The following is an 18,725-nucleotide window of genomic DNA, read 5'->3' on the forward strand; positions in this document are numbered from 1 at the left end:
TGACATGCTCTATCTTTGCAGTATCAATTAATCAATCTTCTAATGGTATGAAAAGTTATAATAAAAAGTTTGTCTATTTTATATGTTTAGTCTCTGCGATGGGCGGACTTCTCTTTGGCTACGACTGGGTGGTGATAGGGGGAGCGAAGCCTTTCTATGAACTCTATTTCGATATTGCCGATGTACCCGCCATGCAGGGACTTGCCATGAGCGTGGCTTTGCTCGGTTGTTTGATTGGCGCTATGGTGGCAGGCATGATGGCAGACCGTTATGGACGTAAGCCTCTCCTGATAATTTCTGCTTTCATATTCTTGTCTTCAGCTTATGCTACCGGAGCGTTTTCCGCATTTAGTTGGTTTTTGGCAGCCCGTTTTTTAGGTGGCATCGGAATCGGAATTGCTTCGGGACTTTCTCCCATGTATATTGCCGAAGTAGCTCCTACGTCAATTAGGGGAAAACTCGTTTCGCTGAATCAATTGACGATTGTACTCGGTATCCTGGGCGCTCAAATCACTAACTGGCTGATTGCAGAACCTATTCCTGCAGACTTTTCTCCTGTGGATATTTGTGCTTCATGGAACGGGCAGATGGGATGGCGATGGATGTTTTGGGCGGCTGCCTTCCCTGCTGCGATATTCTTGTTGTTGGCATGTTTCATCCCCGAAAGTCCCCGCTGGCTGGCGATGAAAGGAAAAGAAGAGAAAGCATGGAATGTGCTTAGTAAAATAGGTGGTGATGATTATGCCGATCAGGAACTTCGCTTGGTGGAAGAAACCGGTTCTTCGAAGTCGGAAGGAGGATTGCGGTTATTGTTTAGCCGTCCGTTCCGCAAGGTACTTGTTTTAGGCATTATTGTGGCTGTATTCCAGCAATGGTGCGGTACGAATGTAATCTTCAATTATGCGCAGGAGATATTCCAGTCTGCAGGGTATTCGTTGGGAGATGTTCTCTTTAATATTGTGGTGACAGGTGTGGCGAATGTAGTTTTTACTTTTGTGGCTATCTATACAGTCGAACGCTTGGGACGTCGCGCTCTGATGCTTTTGGGTGCCGGAGGGCTGGCTGGCATTTATCTCATTCTCGGCACTTGCTATTTCTTCGAGGTAAGCGGATTCTTTATGGTGGTACTTGTTGTGCTGGCTATCGCTTGCTATGCAATGTCCCTGGGGCCTATCACTTGGGTGCTGCTTGCCGAAATCTTCCCGAACCGGGTGCGTGCCGTTGCAATGGCAACCTGTACATTTGCTTTGTGGGTAGGTAGTTTCACGCTGACATACACTTTCCCGTTACTGAATAATTTCTTGGGAAGCAGTGGTACATTCTGGATTTATGCAGTCATTTGTGCTGTCGGCTATTTGTTCTTCTTCCGTGCGTTGCCCGAAACGAAAGGCAAATCACTGGAAGCATTGGAAAAGGATTTAATCAAATAAAAAAAACAACAGGTTGGCAAATTAACAAGTAAGTAAATAGGTATTGGATAACATCATCAATCAGGCAGGGAGAATGTAAAATCTCCCTGTCCCTGACCCTCTTTGTCTCTTGATCTCTTTGTCAACGAATACAAAAACAAATTTATAATCAATAATACGATGGTAAAAGCATGGAAAGAAAAGGTGGTTATACCTACTTATGAAGTAGGCAAACCGGAGAAGAATCCAATATTCTTGGAGAAACGCGTATATCAAGGCAGTAGCGGGGTGGTCTATCCTTATCCTGTGATTGAATCGATGTCTGATGAGAAAGTGGATAAGGAATACAATGCTATTTTTATCGAAAACGAATACATTAAGGTCATGATTCTGCCCGAACTGGGCGGACGTGTACAAATGGCATACGATAAAATTAGAGAACGTCATTTCATTTATTATAATCATGTGATAAAGCCTGCTTTGGTAGGGCTTGCCGGACCGTGGATTTCAGGCGGCATTGAGTTTAACTGGCCTCAACATCACCGCCCCAGCACCTACATGCCTGTAGATACGACTATTGAGGAAAATGCTGACGGAAGTGTCACGGTATGGGTGAATGAAATGGAACGTATGTTTCATCAGAAAGGAATGGCAGGTTTTACGCTTCGTCCGGGACATGCTTTTCTTGAAATCAAGGGAGTACTTTACAACCGTACTGAAGTACCGCAGACCTTCCTGTGGTGGGCAAACCCTGCCGTAGCGGTGAACGACTACTATCAGAGCGTATTCCCGCCCGATATCAATGCCGTTTTCGACCATGGAAAGCGTGCCGTATCCAGTTTCCCCATCGCAACGGGTACTTACTACAAGATGGATTATTCTGCCGGAGTAGATATCTCGAACTATAAGAATATCAAGGTTCCTACTTCCTATATGGCTGTCAACTCCCGCTTTAACTTTGAGGGTGGATATGAGAATGATACTCGTGCCGGCATGCTTCATGTAGCGAACCACCACATTTCTCCGGGCAAGAAACAGTGGACGTGGGGAAACGGCGACTTTGGCCGCGCATGGGACCGCAACCTGACAGACGAAGACGGGCCGTACATTGAACTGATGGCAGGTGTCTATACCGAAAATCAACCGGACTTTACCTGGCTCCAACCTTACGAAGAAAAGAGCTTCGTTCAATATTTCCTGCCTTACCGGGAATTGGGAGTGGTGAAGAATGCCAGCAGAGATTTGCTGATGAATATTGAACCGGAAGGGGAGGACAGCGTTCGCTTCAAGATATTTGCTACTTCGTGCCAAACGGTAAATGTTGTCTTGAAAGGTGAAGACGGGAAAATATATTATAGCAAGGAAGTGACTATCACTCCGGAAAAATTGCTGGATGAAACGGTAAATGTGAATGGTGAGAAGCTCGACAAACTGATTCTTGAAATCACGGCAAACGGAAGGGAATTACTTTATTGGCATGCAGAACCGGAAGAAGTGAAACCTATTCCCGACGCTGCTGAAGCAGCCCTGCTCCCGGAAGAAATAAAGACTACTGAACAGCTTTATCTGACCGGCTTACACTTGGAACAGTACAGACATGCCACATACAATCCCGTAGAATACTACGAAGAAGCATTGCGCCGTGATCCGATTGATGTGCGTAATAACAATGCGCTTGGTCTGTGGTATATCCGTAAAGGCCGTTTCCATAAAGCGGAGCAATACTTGCTTACAGCCGTAAAGACCTTACAGAAACGTAATCCGAATCCATACGACGGAGAACCGATCTATAATCTCGGTCTTGCCTTGAAATACCAGAGACGATACAATGAGGCTTACGACCGTTTCTATAAATCTTGTTGGAATGCCGCCTGGCAGGATGCGGGATACTTTGCCTGCGCGCAGATTTCTACCATGCAAAGTCGTTTGGAAGATGCCTTAGACGAAATAGACCGTTCGCTTATCCGCAACTGGCATAATCATAAAGCCCGCGCTCTGAAAACTGCTATTCTCCGCCGGATGGGCAGAACCGAAGAAGCCCTGCAACTGATTGAAGACTCATTGGCTATTGATAAATTCAACTTTGGTTGTCGTTATGAGAAGTATCTGATAACGAACGTAGTCGACGAATTGTCTGTCATGAAAGAGATGATGCGTGGAGAACCTCACAACTATGATGAAATAGCTCTTGACTATTGTGCCGCAGGTTGTTGGCAGGAAGCTGCTTCCTTATGGAATATAGCCATTGCCGAAGGTATTGTTACACCAATGACTTACTATTATCTGGGCTGGTGTCTGCACCAGGGGGGACTCTCCGGAGTGAAACAGGCGTTTGCCGATGTAGTCAAAGCTTGCCCCGACTACTGTTTTCCCAACCGTTTGGAAGCAATTCTTGCCTTGCAATGTGCCATGGTACAGAATCCGGACGATGCAAGAGCTCCTTACTATTTGGGTAATCTGTATTACGACAAGCGCCAGTACGACCTGGCTATGGAAGCATGGGAAACTTCCGCAAGACTGGACGGTAGCTTTCCGACCGTATGGCGTAACCTGGCTTTGGCATTCTTCAACAAGAAAAATGAGGAAGCGAAAGCCATCGAATGTATGGAACGTGCTTTCCGCCTTGACACAACCGATGCACGTATCTTGATGGAACTCGATCAACTTTACAAGCGTGTCCGTCGTTCGCACAAAGAGCGCCTAGCTTTCCTGCAACAATATCCTGAACTTATTAAGCAGCGTGATGACCTGATACTGGAAGAAATCACCTTGTTGAATCAGACAGGAGAGTACGAAAAGGCGAAAACGGTATTGGATGCACATAACTTCCATCCCTGGGAGGGTGGCGAAGGAAAAGTGCCTGCCCAATATCAACTGGCTCGTGTGGAATTGGCAAAGAAAGCATTAACTGCCGGTGAGAATAAAGAAGCAATATCATTATTGGAAGAATGTCTGGAATATCCGCATCATCTTGGTGAAGGCAAATTGTATGGTGCACAGGAGAATGATTTTTATTACTTCCTGGGTTGTGCTTACGAAGGATTGGGACAACATGACAAGGCTGTGGAATGTTGGGAACAGGCAATCATCGGACCTACCGAACCGGCTGCCGCCATGTACTACAATGATGCGAAACCTGATAAAATATTCTATCAAGGTCTGGCGTTATTGAAACTCGGGCGCATGGATGAGGCTAACGGCCGCTTTCATAAATTGACTTCTTATGGAGAAAAACATTTGTTTGACAAGATTAAAATGGATTATTTTGCAGTGTCGCTACCCGACTTGTTGATTTGGGAGGATGACTTGACGATAAGGAACGTAATTCACTGCAAATATATGATGGCATTAGGATATTGGGGACTGGATCAGAAGGAGAAATCCGTCCGGTTATTAAGTGAGGTAGAAAGATTGGATATTAATCATCAGGGTATTCAGGCTTTCAGAAGCCTGATAGGGTAGGACAACTTAGTGGCGATGTTTAATTTTAAGCATCGTCACAAGCTCCTTTTTATATAAACCTTAAATAGCAATGACATGAGAAATATTAAAAACAGTTTAATCATGAAAATTACAGGCTTTATTGCAATTAGCTTTTCCATTGTGTGCAGTACGGCTGCTTGTTCGGACGACCCGGTAGCAGTCGCTAACCCCGAACCTGCTGTTACAGTGGTGAAAGTGCCTAACGGAAGTTTTGAAGAAGACGCTGCCGAAACAGCTTCTCCTAAAGGCTGGACAGTAAGCGGGGACTATTCTGCCGCAAAAGTAGTGCAAGGGGGATGTGAAGGCAACTATGCTTTACATTATGGAGCAGCTTCGTCATATACGGTATCCACCTGTCAAACTGTCAGCGGTTTGGAAGATGGTATTTATGACCTTGAATTTTATTATAAGAGTACCGGAGGACAAACGTCTTGTTATGTAGCAGCAGGCACCGATACTAAGAAAATGACTTCATTACAAGCATCTCCTTCTACCTGGATTCGCTCCTATGTGCGCGGGATAAAAGTGGAAGGCGGTAAATGTGATATTGAAATCCATAGCGAATCGGCTGAAGCAAACTGGAGCCGCTTTGACGGGCTGCGTTTGAAGAAAACAGAGAAGGAATATAATCTGCTGAAAGGCGGTGATATCTCACAACTGACTTACGTAGAGCAGATGGGTGGCAGATTCTATGAAAACGGAGAAGAAAAGGACTGCATCGAAATCTTGAAGAATAATGGTTTCAATATTGTCCGTCTCCGTCTGTACAATGACCCGGGAAATCCGGACTATTCTCCTTCCAACCGTTTGCCCGCAGGCATTTCAGGCCCGGAAGATGTTTTGCGGCTGGCAAAAAGAGCCAAACAAGCCGGTATGCAGATACAGTTGACTTTCCATTATAGTGATTACTGGACAAATGGAGAAGACCAGAACAAACCGCATGAATGGGAAGGGCTCGACTTTGATGGACTGAAAAAAGCACTCTACGATTTTACCTTTGATTTCATGAATAAGATGAAAGCACAGGGGACGACTCCCGAATTTGTCTCGTTGGGTAATGAAGTACAAGCCGGCATGTTATATCCGGATGGAAGTTGTGACAATTTTGCGCAGCTTTCCGAACTATTCAATACAGGTTATGATGCGGTGAAAGCTGTATCACCGGATTCAAAGGTCATTATTCACTCGGCAGGTGCCGGAGATAAAGACTTGTATAACTGGTATTATGGTGAACTGAAAAAAAGAAATACGAAATATGATATAATCGGTACTTCTTATTATCCTTTCTGGACGAAAAATACGGCAGCACAAATGCGTGAATGGGCGGATTATATCACAGCTAAATTTGATAAGGATATTTTAATTATGGAAACTGGATATAGCTGGGACAAGACTTTGCCTGACGGAACTCAGGGGCAACTGTCGGACAACGGGCCGTATTTGGATTTTTCCCCGCTTGGACAGAAAAACTTCATGCTTGAACAAATAAAAGAAATAAAGCAAGCGAAAGACTGCCGCATACTTGGTTTTCTTTATTGGGATCCTATCTTTATCGAAGTGGAAGGCATGGGATGGGAACTGGGTGCCAAGAATTATGTAAGCAATACCACCTTGTTTGGTTATGAAGGAAATAGATTGGAAGTATTGGATGCATTCAAATATAACAACTAAAAGGAAGATACCATGAAGAATATTTTAAGTAGATTCGGAAAAATCAGTTTGTTGCTGGCACTTATATATTTTGTTGTCGGTTGCGATGATGATAAGGAAGATGTGGCTCCCGGTCTTTATGTAATGAGTGATGAGATAGAGACGTTTCCCGGTGACACCGTTTTGGTATCAGGAACCGCATCTAATTATGTAGGATTGGAAAGCGTCACGTTAAGTTGTGAACAATGGGGGATTCATAAAGTATATGAACTGGGCGGGCAGAAGCCCAAAGTCTTTAATTATGATTATCGGCTCATTGTACCGAAAAACGCTAGTTTTGAAGAATATTTATTGATTACTATCCGTGACGTAGACAGTCGGGAAAGCAAGAAAAATGTGCTGCTGACTTATGTAGCTGATATGGAGAGTCCGATTATGCAAACCCAACTTCCGTCGCGGATAGCAGTAGATTTCGATGCAGCCGCAAATAAAGGAAGTTGGAATCTGAATGTGAAGTTCACCGATGACCGCGAGTTGAAAGATATTCGTCTTCAAATCCCCAGTATGCAAATAGATGAGACGGTAAAAGTAACCGGGCGTAATGGAGAATTGAAACGTACTGTTGATTTTACTACGGGAGAATTTCCTGTCACTTTGACTATAACGGATGCCGGAGGCAATGAAACTGTTGTCACTACTACGGTTGTTGTTATGCTAGCAGAGGAGGAAGATCCATTCGAAGATTACCCTGTAATGTGGGTGGTTAATGCTTCCGAGAAAGCTGACGACTACCTCGACGGCTACTATGCACCGATGACCCGCAAGGGAGAGTACCAATATGAAGGAAAAATTTATGCAGACAAGGCGAACTTCCAAATCTACTTTACGGCGGAGAAGACGATGGACGGTGACCTTTTCGGTGTAAGTCCTTACGTTAATTCAAAACTGATGAATAACAATGGTTATGTGGTGCCTGTTACGGTTGCTGAGTCAGGCTATTATGGTGTTTGGATTGATTTACAGGCACATACTTATAGCATGTGGAAACTGGAACCTTCAGCGACAACCTATACAGGATCGCTCACCGTGTCCGGCTGTGGCTTCAGTGATTTTGCCGATTGGGGTACGCCTGCTACAGAGATGGCGCGCAATGGATATCGTTATACTTCTACCTTGCACCAAATCGGCAGTTATTCAAGTACGCGCCAATACTATGCAGCCCGTGTGTCCGACTGGGGATATGTTCTCCGCTATTGGGGCGATGCGACCGGATGCGGCTGGTGGGAAGATACTACAAGTGCAGGTGGCAGTGTGGCAAGCTATGCGAGCGACTATGACGGTGCAGTGCAAATCACCTTCGATACAGCTATTCTTTGGGCTACAATCAAGAAAGTAACAGAATAAAAAGAGAACAACTATGAAAACAATATATTCAATATGTGTGAGGACAGGATTCTTTTTTACCTTCCTGTTGTTGGCTACTTCACTGATGGCACAGAACATTCAAGTGAAAGGATTGGTGAAAGATCCGGCCGGTGAAGCTATCATTGGTGCGAGTGTAGTCGTGAAAGGTACTACCAACGGCTCCATTACCGATTTGGACGGTAAGTTCAGCCTGTCTGACGTACCCTCGGGAGCAACGATTACCGTTTCGTATATTGGTTACATTTCTCAAGAGAAGAAAGCGTCTGCTGCACCGATGGAGTTTATACTGAAAGAAGACACTAAAACATTGGATGAGGTTGTAGTAGTCGGCTATGGTACGACTAAAAAGAGCAGTATCTCCGGTGCGGTGGCTTCCGTAAAAGCCGATGAATTGCCGACGGCTGCATCAGCTTCGGTAGGTTCCATGTTGCGTGGACGTTCATCAGGAATGAATATCACACAAAACAGTGCCAATCCGGGCGGTTCGATGAATATCTCCATTCGTGGTGGGCTTTCGGGACAGAGTCCGTTAATTGTCATTGACGGTGTGCCGCAGTTGTCAACAAAAACAGTGACAGCAGGAACGGCATATAGTGGCGGTGAAAAAGACAATGCCCTGATTAATCTCAATCCCAATGACATTGAGACGATTGATATTCTGAAGGACGCATCGGCGGCGGCTATTTACGGTTCGGATGCTTCGGGCGGGGTGATTCTGATTACCACCAAACGAGGAAAAACAGGTAAGCCCGATATCTCTTATTCCGGTTCGGTTGCTTTCCAGTATATCAAGGATGCACCGGATTTCCTGAAGGCACGTGATTTTATGATTGAACAGAATAAAGTGTTTGATGAACTGGGACGTGGGGATGAAAAGAAGTATACCGATAGGCAAATTGCTGATTTCGTAGGTGACGGAACAAACTGGATGGATGAAGTAACCCGTGTAGGTATCGTAAATGAACATAATCTTTCGGTTTCTTCCGGTACGGACGCCACGAAATACTTGTTCTCATTGAGTTATTATGACCATCAGGGAATTGCCAAAAATAACTCGATGAATCGTATTACCGGACGTTTGAATGTTGACCAGACCATCAACCGTATGTTGAAAGCCGGTATCAATTCCACTTTTTCACAGATTAAGTATCACGATGTACCGTTGGGTGATGGACGGCAGGATAATTCAGCGTTGATATATTCGGCTATGACATTTATTCCTACCGTACCGGTGCGTGATGAAGAAGGTAAATACTCCGTAAATCCGATTCGTGACATCTATCCGAATCCCGTTTCGTTATTGGATATTACCGACCAGACAGTGAGCCGCGATCTTTTTGTCAGTGGTTATCTGGAGTTCCGGCCTATCAAGGATTTGTTGCTGAAGGCTACTGTCGGTTTCGATATGAAAGATGTGCAGGCCGACCAATACATTCCCACCACGACCAAAAAGGGATATAGTGTGGACGGTCAGGCTTCCAAGCAAAATGCGAAATCGCAAATGAACCTGTTCAATGTGATTGCCAATTACGCGAAAGTATTCAATGAAATACATGATGTGAACCTGATGGCTGGTTTTGAATACAAGAAGTCGTCTTGGGAAGGGATGGGTATCGTCGCTTCACAATTCCCATACGACGGCTCTTTGATGAACAATATCGGGACAAGTGAGCAGGAAAAACCGACTATCAGCTCGTATAAGGGAGCCAGTGAGATGGCTTCATTCCTTGCACGTCTGAATTATTCGCTGGCATCCAAATATATCCTGACTGTCAATCTCCGCGTAGATGGTTCGTCCAACTTCTCGAAGGAGCATCAATGGGGCGCTTTCCCAGGAATATCGGCAGCCTGGCGTATGAATGAAGAAAACTGGCTGAAGGATATCGGTTGGTTGAGCAACCTGAAACTCCGTGCAGGTGTGGGACAAACCGGTAATGCGGGCAATCTCACCGGTATCAATACCTATTATAAAGTTTCGCAAGGCGCATTTGCCCCTAACGGAAGCCTGGTAAACGGTATGGCTATCTCCAAACTGGGCAATGATAAATTGAAATGGGAGACACTGACCGACTATAACTTCGGTATTGATTTCGGTTTCTTCAACAACCGTCTGTCCGGTTCTGTCGACCTCTACCAACGTCTGCGTAAGGATGTCATTCTGGAGAAAAATTTGATGTCCTATCAGGAAGTGAAGAAGATAGATTACAATTCGGCGACCGTTTATCGTGCCCGTGGTATAGATATCGGTATCCACAGTGTAAATTTCGACAATAAGAACTTTGGCTGGACTACTGACATCAATTTCTCCTATTACCGCAATCACACAACGAAACGTGATCCGGACTTCATTCCTGCTGTCTATCAGGACTATGTGGAAAGATGGGACAACATCTACGGATACAGGACGAATGGCCTGATTCAGATGGATCGGACTTACAACCATCTCCAGAAATCCGGTGCCGGAGCTATTCTGTATCAGGATTTGAATGGTTACCAACTTGATGAGAAGGGCGAAAAGATGCGGGATAGTGAAGGACGTTATATCCGGACAACGGGAGAGGATGGCGTGCTCGACGAAGCTGACATGGTGGTATTGGCAAATAGTACCCCGATTCCTTTCAGTATCAATAATACTTTCCGCTGGAAAAACTGGGATGCCAACATCTACATCTATGGTTCACTGAATGGATGGAAGGTGAACGACATTAAGTTACAGTCCATCTATGGTATCGAAGACATAACGTATGGCGTCAATGTTTTGGATGAGGTGAAGAACCGTTGGTCGCCTGCCAATCCTATGGGTACATTGCCGGGTGTGGCGGAAGCTTCTTCGGGCGTTGACCCCAAGAAAAGTGACTTTTTCCTCGAAAAGGCTTGGTATCTGCGTTTGGATAATGTGTCAATCGGTTATACTTTCCCTGCCCAATGGCTTAAGAATAAGATTCGTTCAGTCAGGCTGTATGCCGCGGGGCGCAATCTGGCCGTATTTACTCCTTATAAGGGAATGGATCCTGAAACTGGAAATGGTATCGGAGCTTATCCGAATCAGTCTTCATTTGCTATTGGTCTGGATGTGAAATTCTAATATATACTGGGTATGAAAACAATGAAATATATAGCAACAGTCTTGATGCTGTTATCGATGACTTCCTGTGAACTGGAACGTTTGGACTATACCGAAATCTCTCCGGAAAACTTCTTTAAGACGGAGACTGACTTGAAACTGGCGGTAAATTCGCTCTACTATGATTTTAACCCCGGTGATTTCAAAGCTGTTTATTCAGCGGATTATATGGGATATCAAGTAATAGGTGATATGACGACTGATGTGCTTTGGTGTTGCTGGGCGTGGGAGTCAGATGAACTTTATTTCCAACAGTGGTATGCTACTGTGGGAGGCAGTATTCAGAATCATGCTTATTCGAATTTCGAGCGTTATAATTTTCTTTCGAAAGCACGTAATACCATTCGTCGTATTGAGAACTCTCCGGTGAGTGAAGACGCAAAAACGCTTTATTCGGGTGAGGCGAAGGCTTTGCGCGGATGGATGGGGCTTTACCTTTATGATATGTTCGGTCCTGTGCCGGTGGCTTCGGATGAGGTACTGGACGACCCGCAGACTTTTGTTTATCTTCCCCGTCTGACGGAAGAAGAATATGACGCAATGATGGAAGCGGACTTGCGGGATGCAATTCGTGATTTACCCGAAGTGGCGGAGGCACGCGGACGTATGACGAAAGGGGCGGCACGTATGATTCTGTTGAAATATTACATGATAAAAGGCTACTTTGATAAAGCGGAAACTTTAGCTCGTGAATTGTTGGAGATGGAAGGACGTGTGTACAGCCTGCAACCTGATTATAACTATATCTTCTCCAAAGAGGGAATAGGTAACAATGAGGTGATTCTGCAACTGGCTTGCAATAATACTGCCAGTTGGTACTCCAACTACATGACTGCCGAAGTGCTTCCCGCCGATTATCCTTGGGCTGAAAAGGCTACCGGTTGGGGTGGCTATGTAATGCCTTGGGATTTTTATGGCACATTTGAAGAAGGAGACTTGCGTCTGAAGAACGTAGTTACTGCTTATACGAATAAAAATGGAGAAAAGATAGACCGCTCAAATAGCAGTCAGTTGGCAAAGGGTGCGCTACCCTTGAAATACGGTATGGATCCGGATATGAAAGACGGGCAAAGCGGCATTGACGTGGTTATCTATCGCTACGCTGATGTGCTGTTGACACTTGCCGAGTGTATCAACCGTAATGAGGGCAGTCCTACAACGGAAGCCGTCGGTTTGGTAAACCGTGTACGCAAGCGTGCCGGATTGCCGGAACTGGATGACGCTCAAACAGCTTCCGGTGGAGCCTTCAATGAAGCCATCCTTCTGGAACGCGGTCATGAGTTCTATCTCGAAGGGCTTCGCCGTCAAGATTTGATTCGCTTTGGAAAGTATGTGGAATATGCCAATAACCGCATTGATGCCATTAATAAATCCGAAGGACGCGGCTACTTCAATGTACACGAAGGACACAACCGTTTCTGGATTCCGCAGAGTTTCATTGATGAGTCCAAAGGGGCTATCAAGCAAAATGATTATGATAGATAGTAAATAGTAGTAAGTAGATAAACCATGAAATATATATTCTTATATATCCTTGCCTGCCTGTTTACGGTAAATGCGGTAGCGCAAAGTATCAAACCGACTGTTGCGGTCTTGGGCGATTCATATTCTACCTTTGAAAAGTATATACCGGACACCAATAAAACGTATTACACAACTACCGATTGGTCTAAGACAGGGGTAGTGAATGTGAAACAGACGTGGTGGTGGCAGGTCATCAAGAAAGCCGGTTTCAAGTTGGGAGCAAACGACTCCTATAGCGGGGCTACTGTATCCTATTCGGGATATAATGACGAGGACTATGCCGACCGTTCATTTATTACAAGGGTTCCCCGTTTGGGGAATCCTGATATCATCCTCATCTTCGGTGGAATCAATGACAATTGGGCAGACACTCCTATCGGTGAGTACAAATATGGAGATTTCAAGCGTGCCGATCTGTATACCTATCGTCCTGCATTGGCTAAATTGATAGAGTTGGCTCAAGAGCATTATCCCAATGTGACGCTTTACTTTATCATCAGTGATGACTTGAAAACGGAGATTGTGGAATCGACCAAGGTTGTTTGCGAACATTACGGAATAAAATACGTACAACTGCAAGGAATCGAGAAAGAAAGCGGGCATCCTACTGTAAAAGGAATGGAAACAATTGCGAATCAAGTATTGACTCTGATTAAATAAGAATTACATCATTAAAAACACATATTATGAAGAAGAAAATTTATGCAGCTTTAGCGTTTGCTCTATATGCAACCACTTTTCATGCACAGCAGATTTATGAGCTTTCCGCTCCGGCGAAAGAGAAGACTATATATACGGGACACCTCAAGATGGGGGGCAGTAACCCGTCGGGTGGAAATATTTCCGTAAACAGCTATTATATGTCTATCGACGGAAAGCCTGTGATACCTGTTATGGGAGAGTTCCACTTTACCCGTTATCCCCGTGCACAGTGGGAACAGGAGATTGTAAAGATGAAAGCCGGTGGGGTGAATGTATTGCCAACCTATATTTTCTGGGGATTACATGAGGAAGAGGAAGGCAAGTTCTGCTGGAGCGGCAATAAAGACTTACGCCATTTTATAGAACTTTGCAAGAAACATGACATGCCGGTCATCGTACGTATCGGCCCTTTCTGTCACGGTGAAATACGTAACGGCTCCATACCCGACTGGCTTTTCGCCCGTCCGGTGGATGTACGCAGCAATCAGCCTCTATACCTCTCTTATGTAAAAAGACTTTATGGAGAGATAGGCCGGCAACTGCAAGGATTGTATTATAAGGATGGCGGTCCGATCATCGGTTGCCAGTTGGAAAATGAGATGCAGCATTCTGCATCTCCTTGGGGAGTGAATTATCCCGGTGAACCGTTGGATTTTACTGTGGCAAGTTATGACATTGACTATGCTATGATTGGCGTAAGTGTAATGGATAAGAAAGTCACTACCGCCGAACTTGGGGAGGAACACATGCGTACCCTTAAAAGAATGGCACAGGAAGAAGGTATTATCACTCCGTTCTATACAGCCACCGGCTGGGGAAACGCAGCTGTTATTGACAATGAAGCAATTCCTGTGACATCCGCCTACACCTATCCTTTTTGGGAAGAACCGAGAATGTCGCCTTTCTGTATGTTCAAAGATATACACCGTGTGCCTGATTATGCTCCGGTGCGTTATGATGCGGAACGATTCCCCTCGTTCTGTGCGGAAATGGGTGCAGGAATACAGATGATTTACCGACGCAGACCTATCGTTACGGCACGTGCAGCACAGGCGTTGATGATTCGTACGCTCGGTAGCGGAAGCAACGGCATCGGATATTATATGTATCACGGAGGAAGCACTCCGCTACGTCAGGATAATATAGGAAGTTATCAGGACGAACCGATGGGGATGCCCAAAATCTCCTATGATTTCCAGGCTCCTCTTGGCGAATTCGGACTGGAACATCCGTCTTATCGTTACCTGCGCACCATCCATTCGTTTCTTGCCGATTTCGGCAGTAATCTTGCTCCCATGGAAACCGTATTACCGGAAGGTTGGGAAAAGATGACATCCGAAAATCGTGATGACCTGCGTTATGCTGCCCGGATGAAAGATGACAGCGGATTCATTTTCATGATAAACTTTCAGGACCATGATACATTGCGGCATGATATGGACGGTCTGCAACTGCAATTGAATCTTCGGAATGAAACACTGCGCATACCTGAACAGGGAACTTTTACATTGCCGAAAGATGAAAGCATGATTCTGCCATTCAACTTGATGCTCGGAAGTGCCAGACTCCGTTATGCTACGGCACAACCTCTGATGAAAATCAATGATAACGGTATCGACCATTATATTTTCTTCGCCCCGGAAGGTATGAAACCGGAGTATTGTTTTGATGCCCGCACCGTCAAAGGTAAGGCTAAATACGCCGTCACAAGCGGTCTGAAAAGTACTATTACTGTCACACCTCGCAACGGTAAGAAAATAAAAATTACGACACTGAATCATGAACAGGCACTCAATGCCATCAAGGTGGATGGGCAACTATTGATAACGACAGCTACCGTATTACCGACGGCAGAAGGTATCACCCTGCAACAACTTGGAAATAACGCCTTTGATTATATCTTGTACCCTTCGGCAAAAGGATGGCAATCACAAACAGTGCAGGTTCAGCCTGTCAGCCCCGAATGTCGTGTAGAGAAGATAACCACTCGTCGTATTACCGTAGCTTTCAGTGATACCGTTCATACCCCGCAAGTGAATGAATACTTCATGAAGATAGATTACACGGGTGATGTGGCAATGGCCTTCCTCGGTGGAAAAATGGTACAGGATGAATTCTGGCATGCCCAACCATGGATGATTGGTCTTAACCGCCATAAAGAGATGATGAACAAAGAAGCTATGTCGTTCTACTTCCGTCCTTTACGTTCGGATGCTACCTGTCTGCAAGATTTGCCCCAGTCTGCCATTCCTGATTTTAAAGGAAATAACCAGGTGCTTGAGATTAAGAACGTGGAAATTATCCCCCAATATCAATTGAGGATAAATAACTAGTTTATCATTTTATGAGGAAAAGCTTATTTACATTATTAATAACTCTTCTCGGCACAATGGGATATTGTGCCGAGAAGGTCTATATGGACAAACAAGGCGTGATACGTTGGACGGAAAACCGTAAGGAAGTAGCCTTGTTCGGTGCCAATTATTGCCTGCCTTCTGCTTGCGATTTTCGTGCAGCAGATTATGTGGGCGGTGATCGAAAGCAAATGATTGTGGAAGACCTGGAACATTTCAAGCGAATGAACTGGGACGGATTACGTCTCTGCTTTTGGGGAGACTATCAGAATACGGATCGTGAGGGAAATTTGCTGGAGAATGAACATTTGCATCTGTTGGACTATCTGATTGCCGAAGCGGATAAACGGGATATTTATATGTTGCTTAGCCCTATCGTGACCTATAATTCACAATGGCCGGAAATGAGTGATACAACAAATACCGGTCTGGCCAAATATTATCCTAAAAATACACTTATACACGACGAGGAAGCTATTCGTGCACAGGAAAATTACATGAAGCAACTGCTCAATCATCGTAATCCTTACACTGGTCGCTGCCTGAAGGATGAGCCGAACATATTGTTTGTCGAGCTAATCAACGAACCTACCCAATTTCCGGAAGACATTCCAGGTATGGTGCGTTATATCAACCGGATGTGCAAGGCAATCCGGAGTACCGGTTGTAAGAAGTTGACTTTCTATAATGTCAGCCAAGACTTCCGTGTGGCTCCTGCTATTCGGAAATCGGATATACAAGGTTCTACTCATGCTTGGTATCCGAGTGCGTTGAATAACAATTATTCTATTGAAGGAAACGGCTTGTTGTTCGTAGACCATTACGAGCAGATGCTTCATCCTGATTTACGCGGAAAAGCAAAAATCGTTTATGAATTTGACGCAACGGATATGGCTTCCGGTTTTATGTTCCCGGCTATGGCGCGTGAGTTCCGTAGGGGCGGTATCCAGTTTGCTGCCATCTTTTCTTATGATATGCTGCGTACAGCCCCGATGAATTTAGGCTGGCAGACTCATTTTTTCAATATGGTCTTTACTCCTTCAAAGGCGGTAAGCAGTATGATTGCCGCTGAAGTGATGCGTCGTATCCCGCGTGGCAAACACTTCGGGTATTATCCGGATAACAAGACTTTCGGCGATTTTCGGGTGAGTTACGATGAACAGTTGAGTGAATTGAACTCCGGAGATATGTTCTATTATTCAAATACTACGTCTACCCGTCCCAAAAATCTGGCAGCATTGAAGCATATTGCTGGGGTTGGTTCTTCTCCGGTAGTCCGTTATTCGGGAACAGGTATTTATTTTCTTGACAAACAGGATGATAATACTTGGCAACTGGAAATCTACCCTGATATAATGGATATAGATGATCCTTATAAAATGCTGAATAAACACAGGGTGTCAAGAAAATCAGCGTACAATGAACGGAACATTCAAATACAGCTTCCCGGTCTGGAAACTGAAATGGTTCTATTGCCCGGAAAATATCTGCTATCAGATGGAAAGATAGTTAGCAGGGAAGAACTTCCTGCCAAAGATTTCTATCAGACTCCGATGAAAGAGTGGAAAATAGCCAATCATACATGGCCGGAGTTTACTGCTGATAAAGAGGTGACATTCCGGTGTGAGGTGTTCGGCCCCAAACGTCCTCAACAGGTAGATGTTTATCTGATGCTGAAACCTTGGGGATGCAAGCGCATACCGATGACGGCGGAAGACGGCTTCTTCTATACGGCGAAAGCCGATATAAGCTGGCTTGCTAAGGGGGATTATGAGTATCATTTCGGCATAGATACGGGAGATGATACAATCTTGTTTCCGGAAAAGACGTATTGCACTCCCGAACGGTGGGACTATTATGAACAAGCTACTTACGCCATGCGTCTGATAAACGAAACAACTCCTTTGTCTCTTTTAGGACCACAGGACAATTGGAAGCATATCCGTCGTACACGCACGTTCAGGAGCCCCGAATCACAATTCAGCTCGGTAGTATCAGGACCGGAATTGTTGCCTGCCTTTCAGCTTTCTGTTCCTGATTTGGAGAAAAAGGAAGATTATATAGCTCCTTGTGATGTGACTTTTTCCTATTATATAGGTGATCGGATAACTTGTCGGAGTAAAAGTAAGACGGCTCCTGCATATATTTGTATTCGCGCTTATGGATTGAACAATACTGATAAAGCCATTTGCAATTTTGTCGATAAAGAGGGAAGAGGATATGGTGCTGTGTTTAATTTGAAAGCTGACGCATCGGATATCCTGATTCCGGTATCCGACCTTGTACCGACGAAGGCGGCTATGTTACCGCAGGATTGGCCGGGAGTGAATCCTTATTGGTATCCGGCTTCTGCACAAGAGAATAATGGTATTGCGTTGGATTGGAAGATTATCGACTTTGTTCAAGTTTCACTTCGAGAGGAATTGTACAATATCGGAAATCAGAAGAATAAGGGAGTTGTTGTAGAAAGGATTGATTTATTATTTCAGTGATAGTTGACTGATATCTGAATGATATGCTTGTCATTGCTTCATATTTACCATAATAGTTAATTATTTAAGGTTCATTTTTAGGGGCGAAATTAGACTTTTCCAGTAAATGGATGATTCTCAATGATTATTATAAAACTTCCAATTAAAGTCTATCACAATAGGATAAATTGATTATATTTGTGGCGAGAATAAGCTAACGAAATAACGTTTAATAATTAATACTTAAAAAAATGGCTTTAGAAATTACAGACAGCAACTATAAAGAGGTTCTTGCAGAAGGAAAACCGGTTGTTGTAGATTTTTGGGCTCCTTGGTGTGGCCCTTGTAAGATGGTGGCTCCTATCATTGAAGAATTGGCTGCGGAGTTTGAAGGACAAGTAATCATTGGTAAGTGCGATGTAGACGAAAATGGTGATATGGCTGCTGAATATGGTATCCGTAATATTCCTACTGTATTGTTTTTCAAGAACGGTGAAATAGTAGACAAACAGGTAGGTGCAGTTGGCAAACCGGTATTCGCAGAAAAGGTGAAGAAGCTTTTATAGTCGATAATACTTAATAC

General features: G+C 44.5%; 10 protein-coding genes. All 10 read left to right on the forward strand.

Annotated elements, in window-relative coordinates; all coding sequences use genetic code 11:
- The first annotated feature begins 47 nt into the window (after nucleotides 1–47).
- The 10 genes from DXA54_RS09125 to trxA all read left to right on the forward strand — a co-directional run bounded on the left by DXA54_RS09125 (nucleotide 48) and on the right by trxA (nucleotide 18,708).
- On the forward strand, nucleotides 48–1,430 hold the full coding sequence (locus tag DXA54_RS09125) for a sugar porter family MFS transporter (protein ID WP_004307928.1): 1,383 nt from the start codon (nucleotides 48–50) through the stop codon (nucleotides 1,428–1,430).
- Nucleotides 1,431–1,589: 159 nt separating this feature from the next.
- On the forward strand, nucleotides 1,590–4,871 hold the full coding sequence (locus DXA54_RS09130; protein WP_120079320.1) for a DUF5107 domain-containing protein: 3,282 nt from the start codon (nucleotides 1,590–1,592) through the stop codon (nucleotides 4,869–4,871).
- A gap of 75 nt (nucleotides 4,872–4,946) precedes the next feature.
- On the forward strand, nucleotides 4,947–6,563 hold the full coding sequence (locus tag DXA54_RS09135) for an arabinogalactan endo-beta-1,4-galactanase (RefSeq protein ID WP_008650093.1): 1,617 nt from the start codon (nucleotides 4,947–4,949) through the stop codon (nucleotides 6,561–6,563).
- 12 nt (nucleotides 6,564–6,575) lie between these two features.
- Entirely contained in the window at nucleotides 6,576–7,946 is a 1,371-nt protein-coding gene (locus tag DXA54_RS09140; protein WP_120079279.1) for a hypothetical protein, read from the forward strand.
- A gap of 13 nt (nucleotides 7,947–7,959) precedes the next feature.
- Entirely contained in the window at nucleotides 7,960–11,052 is a 3,093-nt protein-coding gene (locus DXA54_RS09145) for a SusC/RagA family TonB-linked outer membrane protein (RefSeq protein ID WP_120079281.1), read from the forward strand.
- 12 nt (nucleotides 11,053–11,064) lie between these two features.
- Nucleotides 11,065–12,576 carry a RagB/SusD family nutrient uptake outer membrane protein gene (locus DXA54_RS09150; protein ID WP_120079283.1) on the forward strand — a complete coding sequence of 504 codons (1,512 nt, stop codon included), beginning with the start codon at nucleotides 11,065–11,067 and terminating at the stop codon, nucleotides 12,574–12,576.
- Between the two features lie 24 nt (nucleotides 12,577–12,600).
- Nucleotides 12,601–13,275 carry an SGNH/GDSL hydrolase family protein gene (locus tag DXA54_RS09155; RefSeq protein ID WP_004306573.1) on the forward strand — a complete coding sequence of 225 codons (675 nt, stop codon included), beginning with the start codon at nucleotides 12,601–12,603 and terminating at the stop codon, nucleotides 13,273–13,275.
- A gap of 26 nt (nucleotides 13,276–13,301) precedes the next feature.
- Complete coding sequence (locus tag DXA54_RS09160) at nucleotides 13,302–15,650, forward strand: beta-galactosidase (protein WP_120079285.1); 2,349 nt, start codon at nucleotides 13,302–13,304, stop codon at nucleotides 15,648–15,650.
- Nucleotides 15,651–15,661: 11 nt separating this feature from the next.
- A complete protein-coding gene (locus tag DXA54_RS09165; RefSeq protein WP_120079287.1) occupies nucleotides 15,662–18,163 on the forward strand; it encodes a hypothetical protein in 2,502 nt (833 codons plus the stop codon).
- A gap of 230 nt (nucleotides 18,164–18,393) precedes the next feature.
- A complete protein-coding gene (trxA, locus tag DXA54_RS09170) occupies nucleotides 18,394–18,708 on the forward strand; it encodes a thioredoxin (protein ID WP_004306576.1) in 315 nt (104 codons plus the stop codon).
- Nucleotides 18,709–18,725 lie beyond the last annotated feature (17 nt).

It is taken from the genome of Bacteroides sp. OF03-11BH, assembly GCF_003604005.1.
Classification (GTDB): domain Bacteria; phylum Bacteroidota; class Bacteroidia; order Bacteroidales; family Bacteroidaceae; genus Bacteroides; species Bacteroides ovatus.

Bases quoted from the DNA above. Each gene is read 5' to 3' on its own strand.
- DXA54_RS09160 (WP_120079285.1), top strand. From the start codon at position 13,302: ATGAAGAAGAAAATTTATGCAGCTTTAGCGTTTGCTCTATATGCAACC.
- DXA54_RS09135 (WP_008650093.1), top strand. From the start codon at position 4,947: ATGAGAAATATTAAAAACAGTTTAATCATGAAAATTACAGGCTTTATT.
- trxA (WP_004306576.1), top strand. From the start codon at position 18,394: ATGGCTTTAGAAATTACAGACAGCAACTATAAAGAGGTTCTTGCAGAA.
- DXA54_RS09155 (WP_004306573.1), top strand. From the start codon at position 12,601: ATGAAATATATATTCTTATATATCCTTGCCTGCCTGTTTACGGTAAAT.
- DXA54_RS09130 (WP_120079320.1), top strand. From the start codon at position 1,590: ATGGTAAAAGCATGGAAAGAAAAGGTGGTTATACCTACTTATGAAGTA.
- DXA54_RS09145 (WP_120079281.1), top strand. From the start codon at position 7,960: ATGAAAACAATATATTCAATATGTGTGAGGACAGGATTCTTTTTTACC.
- DXA54_RS09150 (WP_120079283.1), top strand. From the start codon at position 11,065: ATGAAAACAATGAAATATATAGCAACAGTCTTGATGCTGTTATCGATG.
- DXA54_RS09165 (WP_120079287.1), top strand. From the start codon at position 15,662: ATGAGGAAAAGCTTATTTACATTATTAATAACTCTTCTCGGCACAATG.
- DXA54_RS09125 (WP_004307928.1), top strand. From the start codon at position 48: ATGAAAAGTTATAATAAAAAGTTTGTCTATTTTATATGTTTAGTCTCT.
- DXA54_RS09140 (WP_120079279.1), top strand. From the start codon at position 6,576: ATGAAGAATATTTTAAGTAGATTCGGAAAAATCAGTTTGTTGCTGGCA.